This window comes from Amycolatopsis sp. NPDC051102 (assembly GCF_040682815.1).
Taxonomy (GTDB): Bacteria; Actinomycetota; Actinomycetes; order Mycobacteriales; family Pseudonocardiaceae; genus Amycolatopsis.
This window is the reverse complement of record NZ_JBFBBT010000009.1, coordinates 95,883-111,808: the sequence shown is the minus strand read 5'-3', so window position 1 is coordinate 111,808 and position 15,926 is coordinate 95,883. Positions and strand designations below refer to the sequence as shown.

Here is a 15,926-nt window from a genome sequence, read left to right as displayed (position 1 = left end):
CTTGCGCCCAGCCGGGTTCACCGGCCGCGCCCGCCGCCGGCACCAAGGTGGTTGAGCTCCGCGCCGGCTGGGCAGTATTCCTCCTGCGGGGCTGGTGTCATGCGGGTTACCGGCCGCCGGGCCGCGCCAAGCGGGGACGCCTCGGTCGAGACTCCCGCCGCGACCGTCCCGCTCCGCTCTGCCGTCCAGGCAGCCGGCTCCACAGGGAAGCACCGGCCTGCCCGGCTTCCCGCACCGACGAGAGGCCACCGCATCTTCGCCACCACCAGCCGGGCTGAGGTATCGCCCGCGCAGCACGTCCGCACCCACATCGCGGTCGCCACGACGACCGACCACGCCACCGTCGCCGTCAGCGGGGAGGTCGACCTCTCGGTCACCCCACGCCTACGGGACCTCCTGGCCGAGGAGCTGCAGCTCGAGCCCGCCGCGCTGGTCGTCGACCTCAGCGACGTCTCCTTCTGCTCCGCCGGCGGCCTGTCGGTCCTGCTCGACGCCGTGACCACCGCCCACGCCCGCGGAATCCCGTGCGCGATCATCGCCACCCACCCCGCCGTGCTCCGCCCCATCCGGCTCTTGCAGCTCGACCGCGTACTGCCCGTCCACCACGACCGCGCCGATGCCGAGGACTGGCTGTCGCTGCTGCACCGACTCCGCTGACCCGGCAACGACCGCACAGGGCCACCACGGGGCCGCCGTCACCCGATGACTCGCCCGGCGCCACGAGGGCCGTGGCCGGTCACGTGCGGTCCAACGCGGCCGAGAGCGTGGGACGGATCACCAGTTCGTCCGTCAGGCGCGCGAGTTCGAGCGGTCGCAACGTGATCCGCCCGGTGGCCACGACCCGTACTGCCGTCGACGCCGCGAGGCGATCGGCCCGCACCAGTTCCGTCATCCCCGTAGAGGCCAAGAAGCTGACCTCGGTCAAGTCGATGACCAACAGCGAGGGGGCCAGCCGCTGCACGCGGTCGATCAATCGGCGAAGCTTCGGCGCAACGGCCAGGTCCAGCGCTCCGGTCACCCGCAGAACGAACGCCTCACCCACCTTCTCGAGTGTCACCTCATTCGCCGAGCCCGCGCCGTCCGCCGGTGGCTCCTCGGTCCCTGCGCCATCTGCCTCGGACATGCCGCAATTCTGCCTCGGGCCGGCAGTAGGTGCTCGGCAGCCGGCGAATCCACCGCACCGTTTCGGCGGTCGGGCTGGGCTGCCACGCGCGGGCTGAGCCGCCGGTCAGCGGGTGGGCAGGTCGATGTCGGTGTGGCGATCGGCGAGCGTGCGGGCGAGTTCGGCCAGCTTGATGTTGAGGTCTTGCGACGCCCTTCGCAGGATGTCGAACGCTTCGTCCGCGGAGATGCCGCGCCGAACCATGATGATGCCCTTCGCCTGGCCGATCACGTCCCGGCTGTCGATCGCCGTGCGCAGGTGCGTGGCCTGCAGTTCCGCGCGGGTCACGGCGCCGGTGGCGGCCAGGGCGAGGGAAGCGTGGGTGGCCAGCAGGAGCAGCACGTCGCGGTCGGCCTCGTTCAACCCGTTGCGGGAGCGGGAGTAGACGTTGAGGGCGCCGTGGGATTCCCCGCTGGGTGGCCCGCTGATGAGCGCGGTCGCGAGGACGGAGCCGAGGCCGAGCGCTGACGCGGCCGGGGCCCAGCGGGACCAGCGGGGCTCATCGGTCAGGTCCGGGGCGATGGCCACCGCCGGGCCGCCGGGGACGGCGGCCTCGACGCACGGCCCTTCCCGGAACCGGTATTGCAGCCGGTCGAGTTCGACGGCGACTTCGCCGGTCTCCGCGGGTGTATGGAAGTGTCCGCCGGCGTCGAGCAGGGTGAAGCTGGCCAGGTCGGCGGCCGGGACCATCAGCGTGGTGGCTTCGAGCACGCGCTGCAGGATGTCCTCGACGGTGGCCGCGGCGAGCAGGCCGGCCGTCAGCTCGGCGAATTGGCGGGCCAAGGGTCCGGGCCCCGGTGGCTCGAGGTCCGCGACGAACGTCGCTTTGTCCAGCTGCCAGTCCTGCTCACTGCCCATTGCCGTTCTCCCTAGGGTCGCCCTGGAAGACAGCTGCCTTCTCAACCATCGCGACGACCAACTTAGCCTGCCGGACCGTCCGGCCGCTACGAGCCGGCGGCCGCCCGGCGGCGACCTCACAGCGGGAGGCGGGTTTCGAAGTGGGGTGGCCGGGTAACGAGGGGGTAGGTCCGGATCCTCCCGTACGGGCTCCTTCGGATCTAGACCCCGCTGGCTCCAAACAAGGGGCCGGCGGGGTCGTCGCCCCAACCGGCCACCTCAGCAGACGTTCGTCCACGCCGCCGCCGAGTACCGGCGCCTCGGTTGTGGACGGACGCTGGTGGCGGCCGCGGTGGCTCGTGTCCCGCCCTACCGGTGGACGGCGCCTTGTCGGCGTGGTCAGGGAAAGGTGACTGACCAGCCGGCGCCGCAGCAGGACTCGGCGATCAGGTGGGTGCCGGGCCGGGGCATGCCGGGCTCTCCGCGAGGGCGTGGTGGATCAGGTCGATGATGGTGCCAGCCGTCTTGCGCGGGTCGTCGGCGCAGTCGACGACCGGACAGGCCAGCCCTGATCGTGCAGGAAGGTCGTGGCCGCGAGATAGCCGTTGCTTTCGTGGAAGCTGCTCCCGGCGGTGCGCGCGAAGCGGCTGTGTCCGCCGCGGGCGCGTAGCCGCCGCTCGACATCCGCAGGCGGAGCGCTGAGCGCGCACACGAGATCTGGCCGGTAAGCGCCGTGGTTGAGCGCCCAGACGACGTCGAGCGGGATGTCATCGAGTCGTTGCAGGACCAGCGACGATGCCACGTATCGGTCGCAGAGTACGACCTTGCCCTCGGCGAGTGCCGGGAGTATTTCGGTGGTCCAGCTGGTGGTGCCGGTCGGCCGCGCAGAGGCAGGCCAGGCCATGTCGCGGTAGGTGTCGGTGCCGCGCCGGGCCAGCTCACCCAGAGGAGTCCGGGACGGTTGGACCGCAGCGTGCACGGCAACGCCATCGGCTTTGAGCAGGCCGGCGACCAGCTCGGTGATCGTGGTCTTCCCGACTCCGCCGGCTCCCTCGAAGGTCACCAGCGTGCCGGGCAGTCGCGTCGTCATGCGACGGCCAGCGGCAGCGGACGGTCCCCTCGGCAGTGACGGGGCACAGCTCGATGTCGACGTCGCCGATGTGGCCACCCGCGGCGACGACCGCGGCCGGGCACCCTTCCCGCAGGCGGATTCGAGGCTGCAGGATGTGCATGTCGGGTTCGCGCCGACCTTGAACCGGTCGTGGAACCGGTAGGCGTCGAGGCGGTCGGCGATGTCGCGGTCGGTGTTGGGGAAGCGGATGTGGGCGATGTCGAGGTCAGGCCCGTCGGACGGGGCGGTCAGCTCGAAGATCTCCTGCATGTGAATGGCCCGTCTTCGCCAGTTTCCGCTGCGACTTCACACCGCGGCCCATGCTTCCGAGCGGGTTGAGCAGGACGTACCGAGCGCCGTTTTTCGCGGGCGAATGCGCACAGGCGCACGTATTCGTCGTTGGCGGCGAGGCAGTTGGGGGTGCACAGCAACCCTTGCGGCAATCCAGCGGTGGTCGCTGCGACAACCGCCAGGGCGCGGCGGTCGGTCACCTGAAGCTTCCGCAGCAGAGAGGAGACATGACTTTCCACAGTGCGGACGGAGATGAACAGCCGGGCGCCGATCTCGGCGTTGGTCAGGTGTTCACCGAGCGCAGCGAGTACCTCGGCCTCCCGCGCGGAGATGCCCACCTCGGCAGGCACCTCCCGATTGGCCACGTTCGAATTGTCCCTCGTCGGCTTGAGTCTGTCAGCCGATCGCCAAAGGACGTCGGCGGATGCCTAGCGGCGCGACATGACTCAAGGTTGGTGCCAGGCCACCAACGTTCGCTGATCGAGCAACCCCAGGAAGGAGCGCTATGGCTGGATGTTCCGAAATCACGTCGTTCCCGCCCTGACGGCCCGTGCGGTGGGAAGCCGTCGGAACCGGCTCGCAGCCGTTCTCACCGTTCGTGTCGGTCGTAGTCGGGCCCCCCACCATCGCCGATTGCAGCAGCGCGCTTTTTACGGTACGTGCTCTGCGAGCGGCGCTACCGGGCACGATGGCACCCTTGCCTGTCCGGGGAGCACGTCGATGGCCCGGTGGCTTCTTCGGCCGGTGGTGCGCTGACGGGGACGCGGACGCCTCGTGTGCCGAACTCGGGCTGGCCGGCGATTTCCCGGTCCGGGGTGAGCGTGGCTCCTTCCGGTGTAGGTGATTCGCCGGTGCCCGAAGCTGAACGCGATCTGCCGTCGCGGCGGGAGTCGGTGGGGGTTCCCGGCCGTCATGGTCGTCTCCTCGTACGCTGGTGCGTTCCACTCGAGGGTGGAGCGGCGGGCGCGCCGAGGTCCGGGGCAGACCGAACAGCCTAGGCGCGCTACGCCGGTTACCGGAGAGACCCCAGATGAAGGATTCGATGACCGGCGACCGGGATGACCTGCTGGGCGGCCGATTCTCCCGTCACGGACCCGCGTGGCCGGCGGGCATCGGTGTTTCGGTGGGGTCGGTAGGCGTGGGAGCGTCGGGCTCGTCGCCGCCGCTGTCGAGGCGGAACGGCGGGTACCGGTCGGTCATCAGCGCGGCGTAGACCGCGACGCGCAGGCCCCAGCGTTGGATGCCGACGATGAAGTCGAACAGCGGGCGGGGGTAGTGGCCGGTGAACGTCAGGGTGATCGCGGCGATCAGGACGAGCAGGCCGACGAGGCTGCCGCCCCAGGCCCAGCTGCGGTCGTCGAGTCCCCACGCCGCGCCGGTCGCGCCGCCGATGAGGATCGCGAGGATGAGGTAGTGCGGGATGGCCAGCAGCCACCACTTGACCAGTACGAGCCCGCGGGAGAGCCGCTCGGGGTACTCGACGCTCAGGGTGGCGGGGTAGCCGGGTTCTTCGCGGAGGCTGAACGGCGGGTAGCGGTCGGTGCCGAGGACGCCGTAGCCGTAGTAGGTCACCCGCCAGCTCCAGCGCAGTACTCCGACGTTGAAGTCGAAGATCTTCCGCGGGTAGCGGCCGGTGATCAGGATGGCGAAGAACGCGACGATGCCGAGCACCCAGAACGCGGCCCACAGCACGATGAGCACCAGCACGTGCGGAACGAGGAGCAGCCATTTCACCAGCCACAACCCGCGTGACACCGGGGTGTCCAGCACTGCCCGGACGCGCACCGGGTAGGACCGGTCCGGCGTGCCGGGAGTTCGTGGATCCGTATGGACGGTTCCGTTCATGTCCTCGCCTCAAATCTGTACGATGTACAATAACTGTACGCTGTACAAATGCATACCGATACGGGCTGCCGGGAGGAAAAGTGGACAAAAAGGGCCGCCCGGGGCGCCGGCGGACTCTGAGTGAGCAAGACATCCTCGACGCGGCACTCGCCCTGCTCGCCGAAGGTGGTGCCGACGCGGTCACGATCCGGGGGATCGCGGCTCGGGTCGGTGTCGCCCCCAACGCGGTGTACACCTATTTTCCGGACAAGGCCGCGGTGGTGCGAGGTCTTGCGGAGCACCTGCTCGGCCGGGTCGACCACGACCGGTTCGCCGATCCGTCGCAGAGCTGGCGCGACCGCATCCGGGCCTTCGCCCTCGAACTGCGAGCCGAACTGCTGGCCCATCCGGGATCGGTGCACCTCATGCTCAGTCATCCACCCGACGGGCCCCACACGCAGGCCGTGCGCGAAACCCTGCTGGCCATCCTGGCCGACGCCGGCCTGGGGCGGGCCGCCGCCGACGCGTCCTACCTGATCAACACCCACCTCCTGGGCTCGGTCGCCTTCGAAGTGGCCGCGCCACCGGACGACCCGGAAGCGGGAACCACTCGTTTCCGCTGGGCCGTCGACCGCCTGCTCGACGGCCTCGCCGCACACGTTGCGGCCGTTCGTGCCGAACGGTCGGCTCCGCGGTGACAGTGCGACCCGTTTCGCGGAATGTGCCCGCATGGGACTCCATTGTCTTCGGTGTCGCCGTCGGCCCCGCAATTGCCGTGTCGGTTCCGTAGAGTGTGCGTCCGTTCGGGGGATGGCGGTATTGATCCGGGCGGACGCAGGAGTTTTTTGGTGCCCGGGAAGCAGACGTCGAAACCGCGGCGGATGTGGATGGCTTGTGGTTCGCACAACTCAGTCACGTTGGCGCGCCGCGTCAAGGTGAGACATCGCTGAATTGCGTTCCAGGGAATGAAGTCATGAGAATTCGACAGGCTTGATTCCGTCGAGGGTTCGTCGCCGCGGTTGTCGCGGTCCCGGCCTTCTGGATGATCGCCCCGCCGGCCGCCGATGCCGCTGTCAACTGCGTCGTGGGTCCCGGTGTGACCCAGACCGACACGACCGTGACCGGAAGCCCCGGCAACGACACGATCGACTGCGGCGGCACGAACCCCGGCAAGACGATCACCGGCTCGGACTTCGACGACACGATCAACGGCGGGGACGGGAACGACACCCTCATCGGCGCTTCCGACGACGGCAGCCAGGACAGTCTCGACGGCGGTCTCGGTACCGACACCTGCCAGGGACTTGCACCCGACCCCGACATCCACGCCAGTTGCGAGAACACCGGCACTCCACCCACGACCGGCCCGGGCTCCGGTACGGCGAACGCAACCCAGCTGTGCACCGCGACCGGTGGCGTGTTGTCCCTCACCGTGAACCCGGTCGGCTACGTCTGCGTGTTCAACCCCCTCAGCTCCGTCAACCGCCGCGTCGCGGAGGCGAGCCGGATCTGCACCGGGTCCGGGGGAACGTTCGTGAGCCTACTCCCGCTGAGCTACGCCTGCCTCCTCCCGACGGCGTCGTAGACAACCCTGACCCTGCCGCCCGCACCGGGACGAACGGGATCGTCCAGAACGGCCGCGCCGCGGAGAGCGCGGCCGTTCGGTGTCGAGGGGCAGCAGCCGGGCGATCTGGGAGGACGCCCAGCGGTGCGGGTGGCGAGTTCGGCCGTCGTGAGGTGGTCACTGCCGTTGACCACAGACCTCCGGCCCTCGGCGGCCGCCCCGGTGCCGGAGCGGCCTATGCTGATCCAGCACGCCAAGTGGTTGCAGCACGCCGCGGACCTGCCGTGGCGGCGCTCGGTCGCGTCGCTCAACGTCCTGTTGACCTCGACCTGCTGGCGCAACGACAATAACGGTTTCTCGCACCAGGGGCCCGGCCTGATCGACATCGCCATCCCGCTGGCGCCCGCTGTCGTGCGCCTCTGGTTCCCGCCGGACGCCAACACCACCCTGTCGGTGGCGGAACACTGCTTGCGCAGCCGCGACCACGTCAACCTGATCGTCGCCGACAAGCAGGAGCACCTGCAGTACCTCGACCTCGCGGAAGCGGCCGCCCACTGCGCCGCGGGAGCGTCCACTTGGGACTGGCCGGCACCGAGACGTCCGACGGCGAACCCGACATCGTGCTCGCCGCCGCCGGTGACGTGCCGACCCTGGAGGTCCTGGCCGCGGCCCGGTTGCTCCGCGACCACGTCCCCTACCTGCGGGTGCGGGTGGTCAACGTGCTCGACCGGATGAGCCGCTACCACCTCGTCCTCGAAGCACTGCGCAGGTCCGCGCGGGTGCCCGAAGGCGGGGCGGCGCTGGCCGAGCTCTGTCACGCGATGTTGGCCCGCCACCGCGGCTACATCCGTGAACACTTCGAGGACATGCCGGGAATCCGGGACTGGACGTGGGCCGGCTGACCGGACAACGGTTCAGTGCGGAACGGGGGGCGCACCGCCCGGCGCCGTGAGGCCGTCGGCGGGGTCCAACCCGAGGATGGCGAGCAGCGCGGCGCAATCCTCGGCGTCGTCGGTCGCCGAGGCGACCACGCGGGCACCACGCCGGCGTTGCTCGCGGCTGAGGGCGAACGGGTCCGGCTCTTTCCGGGGGGCCACCTTCGGCTGCCTCATCGGTGTGGGGAAACGAGAGGTGCGGTTCGCCGGGGACCCGACGAGCCCGGTGTCGCAGTGATCATCACAGCCCTCCGCCCGGTCCGGTCACTTCGGGGTGGCACCGCCGAGGTCCGGGGCGGACACCACCGAGGATAACCCGGCCGGCCCGCTCGGGGCGTCGGCGAACGGGTGGGTCCCGCCGCCCTCGCTGCCTGGGCCATCGCGTGCACGAGCCTTGATCATCCCCAGCTCGCGGACGGCCGCTGTCGTCGCTCCTGAGTTCGGCGAGCGGCTCGGTGGGAGAGATCAGGAGACGTGCCCGCCTTCGGTCCCGCCCTTGTCGTCTTCGGTGGTGTCGTGACGGGGCCGGGGCGCCGCCGGGGGTTGCCGCGGCGGACGTTCTGGTTCCGGCGGGCGATTCCGGCGTCATGCCGCTGTCCCGTCCCGATCGTGATGGCCGATGTGGTGGGAAGCCGGGGACAACGCTGCCTCCGCCGTCGGCGCCCGAAATGCTCTCGGTACCCCGGATTCCACACCTGGCGCCGCGCGATCAGGGGGTTGCGCAACGATTCCGGCCGTGTCCCGGGCGGACGGCCGAACAGCACCCGCGGGCCTCGCCCGCGCCCATCGTCGACCGCAGTTCAGCGGCATCTCGGGACCGGCGGTTCGTCGGCTGGCTGCGCGGTCACGGCGATGATTTCTCGGTCGTGGACCCAGCGCACCGAGGCCGCGGGGCCGTCGTCGGCGATGACGGGGACACGGGTGCCTTCGGGGCTGAACTCGGGCCCGCCGACGAGGGTGCCGGTCCGCGGCGAGCGCGGATCCGGGCCGGCGTAGGTGACGCGCCAGTTTCCGACGCTGAACGCGATCTGCCGCCGAGGTGGCAGGGGAGCGACGTCGTCCGCGGGCGCGATACCGTCCGGGTTCCCGGCAGTCATCCATCTCCTCCTCGGCCGTGAGTGCGTTCCGCGCGGTGCGGGGAACGTCGGGCACGCCGAGGTCTGGGGCGGTCCGGAGAGCCTAGTCGCGTTGTGCCATTCACCAGAATTGAGACCCCCGGATGGGGGAGCCTCAAAGGAGGGTGACGGTTCCGGTTCCGGTCGGCGCGCGAGATCGGTTTGCCTTGCGGTGCTGTGAACCGTGGACCGCGGACGTCGCCGGGGTCGGCTCGGCAGCGAAAGTCGCACGCGTACGGCCCGGCTCCATCCCTCGGTCGGTTCATCCAGTGTTGTCTGCCCGGTTCCGCGGGAGAAAGGCCGCTGGTCATCTGCCGGAGAACTTTCGGCCTATTCCGTGGGTCTGCGGGGCCGGCAACCGTGCAGGACCGATCGGCGCCCTGCAGGAGCGTGGGGCGCGACGGCACTCGGGTATCTTGCATGGGCGCTTCCTGTCGTCGGGAATCGCCGATCGCCGAGCCGGGAAGTGCTGAGCAGGGTGTCCGCTATCCGTGACGAGTGGGGCGAGAACTCCCCGTTGGGCCGGCTGTGGGTGGCGGTGACCGCCTTGGCCGGGGAACGTGGCCGGGAACTGTCCGTCGAATTTGTGTGCGAGGTCGCCGCGGAGCGGTTCGGGGGCGCGGGGACCTGCCTGGTCGTGATCGGGACGACGGGTGTGGCGAAGCTGCGCAGCGCGAGCGGCGAACTCGGCCGCCGGATCCCCGAGATCGAAGTGACTGTGGGCGAGGGGCCGATCGGGGATGCTTTCGAGCTGGCGTCCCCTGCGGTTGTCACCGACCTCGGCACAGCCCAGGCGCTGCGCAGGTGGCCGTTGTTCGCGCCGCTTGCGGTCGAGGCGGGCGCACGGGCGTGCTTCGGTTTCCCGCTGGCCGTCGGCGTGGTGCGAGTCGGCGTGCTCGCCCTGCTGCACGGCACGCCGATCGCGCCCGAAGCGGCGATCCTCCGGGAAGCCCTGCTCTTCGCCGACCTCGTGCTGGCGATGCTGCTGGGGGAGCAGGTCGCCGCGGGTGGGAAGGTCCCCGGCCCGGCGGAGGACGAATTCCCGCTCGTGGGCCCCCAAGTGCATCAGGCGACCGGGATGGTCGCCGCGCAGCTGAACACCGATCCAGACACCGCATTCGCCCGGTTGCGAGCGCGGGCCTTCGCCGACGGTCGTCGCCTGTCCGAACTCGCGGCCGACATCGTTGCCCGCCGGACGCGGTTCGACCCCGACCCGGACAACCGATGACCGGGGCCGGTGGCCGTAGACTGCACGAGTGGAAGGACGCAATGCGTGAAGCCGGGCTGATCGACACCCTCGTCGAGCTGGCCGATACGCTCACCGGCGACTTCGACCTGATCGACTTCCTGCATCTGTTGGCGGGCCGGTGTGTCGAACTGCTGGACGCCGAGGCGGCTGGCGTCCTGCTGGCGCGCCCGCACGGCCGGCTCCAAGTTGTAGCCAGTGCCGACGAAGCACCGGAAGTCATGGAACTGTTCCAGATCCAAGTCGAGGAAGGTCCGGGACACGAGGCGTGGCTCACCGGCGTGCCGGTGAGCCACCCGGATCTCGCCGCCGGCGACACCCTGTGGCCCCGGCTTCGGGAAATAGCGGCTACAGCGGGGTACGCGGCGGTCTACGCCGTCCCGATGCGGCTGCGTGAGGAAAACGTCGGCGTCCTCTGCCTGTTCAAAAGCGCCGCCGGCGAGCCGGACCAGGAGTCGGTGCGGGCGGCGAAGGCGATGGTCGACGTGGCCACGATCGGCCTGCTTCAGGCGCGAGTGGTCCGGCAGCATGAAATCCTCGTCGAGCAGCTGCAGACGGCGTTGAACAGCCGGGTCGTCATCGAGCAGGCGAAGGGCTTCGTGGCCGAGCGCCTCGGGGTCGATGTCGCCACGGCCTTCGACCTGCTGCGAGGTTACGCGCGGGCGCGCGGCCGCCGGCTCACCGAAGTAGCCGGCGAGGTCGTCACCCGTTCGGCGAACGTACGAGATCTGACCGATGGCGCAGGCACGACCGATTGAACGCGCCGAGGTCGGCTTCTTGAATCCATTTCGCCGATGCACGTGAATCTTCCCGACCCTGTGAGACAGATGGATCTTCCCGGATGCCGCTGTGCGACGAAGACCGCGTCTCGAGGAGCCGAACGGGTCGGACGCCATCGCTCCCGCCGCCTGCACGTGCGAACGTGAGTGTCGGAAAGCACGACGAAAATGATGTTGCCGGGCTCGCGGGAATTTGCACGCGCAGCGCAGAGAGTGCAATTGATCGCCGTAACCATTGTGAGACAACGGTTCTCAATTCTTGGACCGTTCGGCGGAGTAACGATCTGTGCAAGCTCACTAATCTCTCGGTGAAACTGTGTCTCGTCCCGGACCCCGGCGATGCACGCCGCTTGGGAAGATCCGGGAGGCCGCGTCGTGGGTGTACGCCTGCAAGTCGTGTCAACGCAGGGCAGGGACCATCGAGATGCTTGGGTCCGACGGTGGGCGACGACGTGCGCCCGCGCGGTCCGGCGACTCCAAACGTCGGCTTCCGGCGCACAGCCTGGGAAGAGTCCGGGGTGAGCGCCGAGGACCAGCGGCTTCCCGAGCCGGACCACCGGGTGCGACCAGGCGGCCCCAGCGGCGAGCCCGGGCTGGGCACCGCGCTGGCTCTGACCGGCTTCCTCGCTGCCACGAAGATCGTGGAAGCCGCCACCGGGGTCGTGCTGTCGGCGGCCGGGGTGCTCAGCGGCGCGGGCGTCCCGCCGGGGCGTGCGGGTGCTGCGCCCGGCGGAGAGTGAGCAGGCGACCATGACCGTCCCGGCAAACCCGGTCACGATCGGGCGGGCGCGGCGGATTATCGGTAAGCTCTATGAAGGCCCAGAGGGGTGGCCATACTCCGGGAAGCGGTCGCCACTTCGGCGGGGTCGGTCGCCCGGGAGTCCGCTCGACGCGGGATCCCGGACTGGCGTTCCCTGTTGTCGAAGACGGAAGTCCGGGTGGCCCGGCTGGTCGGCGCGGGGCTGAGCAACCAGGAAGCGGCGCGGCGCCTCGGGGTCAGCGTGCGAGCGGTCGAGCACCTGACAAGCACCTACCGCAAGCTCGGCCTGCGCGGCCGGACCGAACTCGCGGAGGCGATGGGGACCGCGCCGGCGACGGGGTTGACGACGGCACCCGGAGGTTGACCGTCCGATGGTTCTTCGACAGTCCCGCGCGAGCGGCGGGTCACACTGACCCTCACCAGAGGCACCGGCTTCGCGTTCGGCGTACGGAGGACTTCGTGGTAGCGGGCTGGCTGGGATGGGACTGGGGCAACGTGCCGGCCTGGACCGGTACCGTGTTGACGAGCGGTTCGCTGGCGACGGCGGCCTTGGCCTATCGTCGCAGCGTTCGCGACAAGGAGCGTGAGCAGGCGGGCAAGATTGCTGTCTGGACGTCGCCCGGCGAGGGCGAGGAGCGTCGGTTATTGATCGCCAACCACAGTGATCTCGCTGTTTACTCTCTTACGATCAAACCGTTCGAGGCCGAGATCATCACCTTGACGAGGCTCGAGCCCGGTCAACCCGAAGAACGCTTACTACCCGGCTACGATCGGGCGATCCTGGGACGTAAGCATGCATTCCGGTTCGGCAGTGGTCCCGTGGACGCCACCCTGGCGGTGGATCGGATCGCCGAAGAACCGCTGCCGGAGATGACTTTTCGCGACGCGGCAGGACACTGGTGGAGGCGCAACGGGCAAGGCAAGCTTCTGAATTCGAGGCCCCGGGAGCCGATCACTCCCTCTCTGGGAATCGACCTTTTCGGAGTCAATGTCGCGGTCTTGGCATTTGATTCGGGAGACCGAAAATGGCGGCTCGGGCGGAACCGACAACGTCCTGACGACTTCATAGGCGCACGTATCTACGAAGCTGTCAATGCGTTGAGCAAGCTGCTTCACCGCCAGCTCCGGAAGCGCGATGGCGAAGGAGTAAATACCGAGGGCGCAGCCGCCGCTGATGAAGATGCTGCCGGGGTTGAGGCCGGTGTGCAGCCAGTGCCCGCTGGCGAGCAGGGCCAGGTCGGTAGCGTCAATCAGGAAGAGACAGCGTTGTTCGATCACGGGCGGCGGCAGGCCCAGTAGCCGGGAGGTTGGCGCCGGCGCACCTACGGCCCACCTACGGCTCAGCCGCTATCGCGTGATCGCCCAGCGGAAGGCGACGTCACCGCGAGCCCGTGCGCGAGCTGCCGAACGGCCAGACTCGACTACGTCCACGGCTGCCGACTACCGGTGGCTCGGCTGCGGCTGCACGCTCGTGGCGGCCGCGGTAGCGCGGGCGTCGTCCTACAAGTGGACGGCGCCGCTGCCGGACGAGCCGGTTGGGCAGTCGTTCCGTGCCCGGATCGCCATGCACCGGCCCGGTCAGCGATGCGCCCACGCGGTGCAGCTGACGTCAAGCAGTGAGTACCAGAGGAGCTAGTGGGAGACGGTCGTCGAGGAATTCCTGCAGGAGGTGTGGCAGCTCAGCCGGCAGGAGCTTGTCGCGGCAAGTTGAGAGCGCGGCGGCCGACCACCAGCGGCGCTCGATGAGGCCGGCGCGCTCGTTAGCGGAGTGCCGGAGGGCGCCCTGCGGCGCGTCGTGGTCGGTGCGGGCGAGGTAGATGTGGTCGAGGCGATGGTGTTCGCGGCCGCGGTAGGTGAAGCGGCTTTCGCGGGTCCACAGCTTGCGGCAAGCGCGTCTTTTTTGCCTATACCACCGCGCCAGATGGCGAGACGTGGTGGTTCGTGAATATTCCGCTCCGCGCGAGTAACGGGTATGACATCGCCTCGACACCGAGGTGGCACGCGGGCCGGATGATCGTCATCGGCGACGCGGCCCACGCCGCCGCGCCGAACGCCGGCCACGGCGCGTCGATGGCAATGGAGGAAGGGCGCTTGGTGGAACGGCGGTGTGGGGTGCAATCCCGGCTACTACGGTCCGGCGTAGCCGCTCATTCGTGTGAGCAAGTCGCTTGCAGTCCATGTGGTGCGGTTTGCGCGTTTTTGATAGATCTGCTCAACGATCGCCAGAGAGGATGAACAATGGTGTAAGGTTGGTTATCGGTGATGGCGATCATTCTGTTTTCGACGAGTTTGGCCAGCTGCTCAGGAGACACCCGGGAGACGGCGTCCAGCCCGTTGCGTTGCGACGTGTCGCTGCGGCCGGATTCGTAGGTCGGCCACTCGAGGATGAAGCTGGCCCGGCAGCGTTGGTCGCGGTTTTGGCGCTGTTCAGTGGCCGCTTGGAGCAGGCGCTCGATATCGCTGACGCCCTGTTTGCCACGAGCGCCATCGAGATACACCACTCGAACGCAGGCAACAGGCTCCTGATCTGCGCCATCGACCGTGCGGGTGCTCGTTTCTCACCGCACCTCAACCGCGCGCTCGAGGCGGACAGCCCCGTCGCGGTGAGGGCTGGCCACATCTGGGCCAACGCCTTCTTGAACGGCCGGTTACCGGAGGCATGCCTCTCCGATGTCATCAGCTTGCCGATCTTGGCTCAACAGGGGGCCGCGCAAACCATGGCCACGGCGCCGCATCTTGCTCCCGACGCGCTCGTGCGGCTATTCGATGTCGACGACCCAGATGTCCGCAAAGCCGCCGCCGCGGCGATCCGAGTCCTCCACGAACCCGACTCTGCCTCGATCAGTGAACGCGTCGTGGCGGCGTTCGCGGCCAGCCGAGCCTTCCCGGACAACTTCGGTGACCTCTTCCACGAGCTCGAGCGAAGCCTGAGACTGCTGCCCTCGACCACGATCATCGCCTGCGAACGCGCCGTTGAGCACGCTGGCGTCGATCTCGGTGATCTAAGCCGGGCCGCCGCTGCCATCAGCCGTGACATCGTCACCGTCGTGCTCCGGCGCTACCGGCAAGGCGACGCGGCGATGCGCGTCAGATGTCTCGACGTCGTGGACAAACTGGCCGATCTCGGGGCGTACGGGCTGCCGGAGGCGCTTCAGCACGAGCGCTGACGGGCGGGGTGCGCGGCCTGGTGAAGTACCTCTGGTGATCCACCTGTTCGGGGGACGCTGCTGGGGCACTTTTGGTGACCCCATTTCGCAGCCGTCGGCGCGGTGCCCCAGTTTTGCCCTAGCTACTCGCCGGTGTCGATCAAGGGCGTGCTGGTCCGGGATGGCCGAGTCGTGTTGATGCATAACGAGCGCGACGAATGGGAGCTGCCGGGCGGCCGGATCGAACCCGGCGAGACCCCCGAGCAAACCGTCGCTCGCGAGATCACCGAGGAGTCCGGGCTACCGGTCGACGTCGAAGAGATCCTCGATGCCTGGGTGTACCACATCGCCGTGGCCGCGAAGGACGTGTTCATCGTGACCTACGGCTGCACCACGACCTCCAGCGTCGCGCCGGTCCTCAGCCATGAGCACAGCCGAATCGGCGAATTCCTGGAAGACGAGGTCTCCGAGCTGCCAATGCCAGAGGGGTACAAGCGGTCGATCGCCACCTGGTTCGACCGGCTCCGCGCCCGGCAAGCGGCCCAGTAGCGTCCCTCGCCTGGGCCGCTCAGCACGCTGTGCCACCAGCAACGGCCAGGACTGGTCAGGCGGTGAGCGCCAGGGGAGAGGTGGGGAAGTGATCGTTCAGAAGCGCTTGCAGAAGGTCAGGTAGCTGAGCAGGCAGCAGCTTGTCCCGGCAAGCGGCAAGGTCGATTGCTGACCACCAGCGGCGCTCGATGAGCCCGGCGCGCTCGTTGGCGGTGTGCCGGAGGGCGGTGCGCGGTGCGGTGTCGTCCGTGCGGGCGAGGTAGACGTGGTCGATGCGGTGGTGCTCGCGGCCGCGGTAGGTGAAGCAGCTCTCGCGGGTCCAGAGCTTGCGGCCGATCTCGTCCAGAACCAGCCCGGTTTCCTCGGCGATCTCGCGGCGGGCGGTGTCCTCGAGCTCTTCACCGGCGTCTTGGCCGCCGCCGGGGAGTTCCCACCAGTGGTGATCGGGGTTGTCCGGATCGCGGGCGTGGATGAGCAGGACCTCGTCGGCGGGGTTGAGGAGCAGGACGCGGGCGCCGACCCGCAACGTCGGGTCGCTGGCGACGGTCATCCGGTGGGGCCCCTTGTGCTCGGCGGCTGGTGCGGCGGCCGGGCACGAGCCCTCTGG

19 protein-coding genes and 2 pseudogenes are annotated in these 15,926 nt (G+C 69.1%); 13 read left to right on the top strand and 8 right to left on the bottom strand.

The genetic code is table 11. The annotated features are described in order from the left end of the window. Positions 1-99 precede the first annotated feature (99 nt). On the top strand, positions 100-657 hold the full coding sequence (locus AB0M93_RS24975) for an STAS domain-containing protein (RefSeq protein ID WP_364276671.1): 558 nt from the start codon (positions 100-102) through the stop codon (positions 655-657). A gap of 79 nt (positions 658-736) precedes the next feature. Here AB0M93_RS24975 and AB0M93_RS24970 read toward each other — a convergent pair whose 3' ends face one another. The 5 genes and pseudogenes from AB0M93_RS24970 to AB0M93_RS24950 form a co-directional block, all read right to left on the bottom strand. Further along, positions 737-1,123 carry an STAS domain-containing protein gene (locus tag AB0M93_RS24970; protein ID WP_364276669.1) on the bottom strand — a complete coding sequence of 129 codons (387 nt, stop codon included), beginning with the start codon at positions 1,121-1,123 and terminating at the stop codon, positions 737-739. Between the two features lie 105 nt (positions 1,124-1,228). Then, the gene (locus AB0M93_RS24965; protein ID WP_364276667.1) at positions 1,229-2,020 is read right to left on the bottom strand and encodes a GAF and ANTAR domain-containing protein; all 792 of its coding nucleotides are present in this window, start codon (positions 2,018-2,020) and stop codon (positions 1,229-1,231) included. A gap of 478 nt (positions 2,021-2,498) precedes the next feature. Then, positions 2,499-3,089, bottom strand: coding sequence for a dTMP kinase (locus AB0M93_RS24960; RefSeq protein WP_364276665.1), 591 nt, complete (start codon positions 3,087-3,089; stop codon positions 2,499-2,501). A gap of 269 nt (positions 3,090-3,358) precedes the next feature. After that, complete coding sequence (locus AB0M93_RS24955; protein WP_364276663.1) at positions 3,359-3,766, bottom strand: helix-turn-helix transcriptional regulator; 408 nt, start codon at positions 3,764-3,766, stop codon at positions 3,359-3,361. 784 nt (positions 3,767-4,550) lie between these two features. After that, positions 4,551-5,246, bottom strand: a pseudogene (locus tag AB0M93_RS24950) (DUF4389 domain-containing protein); the annotation flags it as partial. A gap of 80 nt (positions 5,247-5,326) precedes the next feature. On the opposite strand from AB0M93_RS24950, the gene AB0M93_RS24945 reads away from it, so the two are divergent. From AB0M93_RS24945 to AB0M93_RS24930, 4 genes and pseudogenes are all read left to right on the top strand, one after another. Further along, positions 5,327-5,923 carry a TetR/AcrR family transcriptional regulator gene (locus AB0M93_RS24945; RefSeq protein ID WP_364276661.1) on the top strand — a complete coding sequence of 199 codons (597 nt, stop codon included), beginning with the start codon at positions 5,327-5,329 and terminating at the stop codon, positions 5,921-5,923. A 398-nt stretch (positions 5,924-6,321) separates the two neighbouring features. Further along, positions 6,322-6,810, top strand: a complete 489-nt coding sequence (locus AB0M93_RS24940; protein WP_364276659.1) for a hypothetical protein — start codon at positions 6,322-6,324, stop codon at positions 6,808-6,810. 216 nt (positions 6,811-7,026) lie between these two features. Then, positions 7,027-7,457: pseudogene (locus AB0M93_RS24935) on the top strand (phosphoketolase); the annotation flags it as partial. A 63-nt stretch (positions 7,458-7,520) separates the two neighbouring features. Then, positions 7,521-7,691, top strand: coding sequence for a hypothetical protein (locus tag AB0M93_RS24930; protein ID WP_364277070.1), 171 nt, complete (start codon positions 7,521-7,523; stop codon positions 7,689-7,691). Positions 7,692-7,703: 12 nt separating this feature from the next. On the opposite strand, the gene AB0M93_RS24925 is transcribed toward AB0M93_RS24930, so the two are convergent. Next, positions 7,704-7,901 (bottom strand): hypothetical protein, encoded by a 198-nt coding sequence (locus tag AB0M93_RS24925; protein ID WP_364276657.1) that lies wholly within the window; start codon positions 7,899-7,901, stop codon positions 7,704-7,706. Positions 7,902-8,524: 623 nt separating this feature from the next. Beyond that, a complete protein-coding gene (locus AB0M93_RS24920) occupies positions 8,525-8,821 on the bottom strand; it encodes a hypothetical protein (RefSeq protein WP_364276655.1) in 297 nt (98 codons plus the stop codon). A gap of 496 nt (positions 8,822-9,317) precedes the next feature. Here AB0M93_RS24920 and AB0M93_RS24915 point away from each other — a divergent pair, with 496 nt between their 5' ends. The 8 genes from AB0M93_RS24915 (at position 9,318) to AB0M93_RS24880 (ending at position 15,319) form a co-directional block, all read left to right on the top strand. Continuing rightward, a complete protein-coding gene (locus AB0M93_RS24915; protein ID WP_364276653.1) occupies positions 9,318-10,067 on the top strand; it encodes a GAF and ANTAR domain-containing protein in 750 nt (249 codons plus the stop codon). Between the two features lie 41 nt (positions 10,068-10,108). Then, entirely contained in the window at positions 10,109-10,843 is a 735-nt protein-coding gene (locus AB0M93_RS24910; protein ID WP_364276651.1) for a GAF and ANTAR domain-containing protein, read from the top strand. A 539-nt stretch (positions 10,844-11,382) separates the two neighbouring features. Next, complete coding sequence (locus AB0M93_RS24905) at positions 11,383-11,604, top strand: hypothetical protein (protein ID WP_364276649.1); 222 nt, start codon at positions 11,383-11,385, stop codon at positions 11,602-11,604. 177 nt (positions 11,605-11,781) lie between these two features. Beyond that, a complete protein-coding gene (locus AB0M93_RS24900) occupies positions 11,782-11,988 on the top strand; it encodes a LuxR C-terminal-related transcriptional regulator (RefSeq protein WP_364276648.1) in 207 nt (68 codons plus the stop codon). Positions 11,989-12,083: 95 nt separating this feature from the next. Beyond that, positions 12,084-12,923 carry a hypothetical protein gene (locus AB0M93_RS24895; protein ID WP_364276646.1) on the top strand — a complete coding sequence of 280 codons (840 nt, stop codon included), beginning with the start codon at positions 12,084-12,086 and terminating at the stop codon, positions 12,921-12,923. Between the two features lie 642 nt (positions 12,924-13,565). Further along, on the top strand, positions 13,566-13,859 hold the full coding sequence (locus AB0M93_RS24890) for an FAD-dependent monooxygenase (protein ID WP_364276645.1): 294 nt from the start codon (positions 13,566-13,568) through the stop codon (positions 13,857-13,859). Positions 13,860-14,062: 203 nt separating this feature from the next. Next, complete coding sequence (locus tag AB0M93_RS24885; RefSeq protein ID WP_364276643.1) at positions 14,063-14,791, top strand: hypothetical protein; 729 nt, start codon at positions 14,063-14,065, stop codon at positions 14,789-14,791. A 138-nt stretch (positions 14,792-14,929) separates the two neighbouring features. Then, on the top strand, positions 14,930-15,319 hold the full coding sequence (locus AB0M93_RS24880; RefSeq protein ID WP_364277068.1) for an NUDIX domain-containing protein: 390 nt from the start codon (positions 14,930-14,932) through the stop codon (positions 15,317-15,319). Positions 15,320-15,374: 55 nt separating this feature from the next. Here the strand turns inward: AB0M93_RS24880 and AB0M93_RS24875 are convergent, their stop codons facing one another. After that, the gene (locus tag AB0M93_RS24875) at positions 15,375-15,869 is read right to left on the bottom strand and encodes an NUDIX domain-containing protein (protein WP_364276641.1); all 495 of its coding nucleotides are present in this window, start codon (positions 15,867-15,869) and stop codon (positions 15,375-15,377) included. Positions 15,870-15,926: the final 57 nt, after the last annotated feature.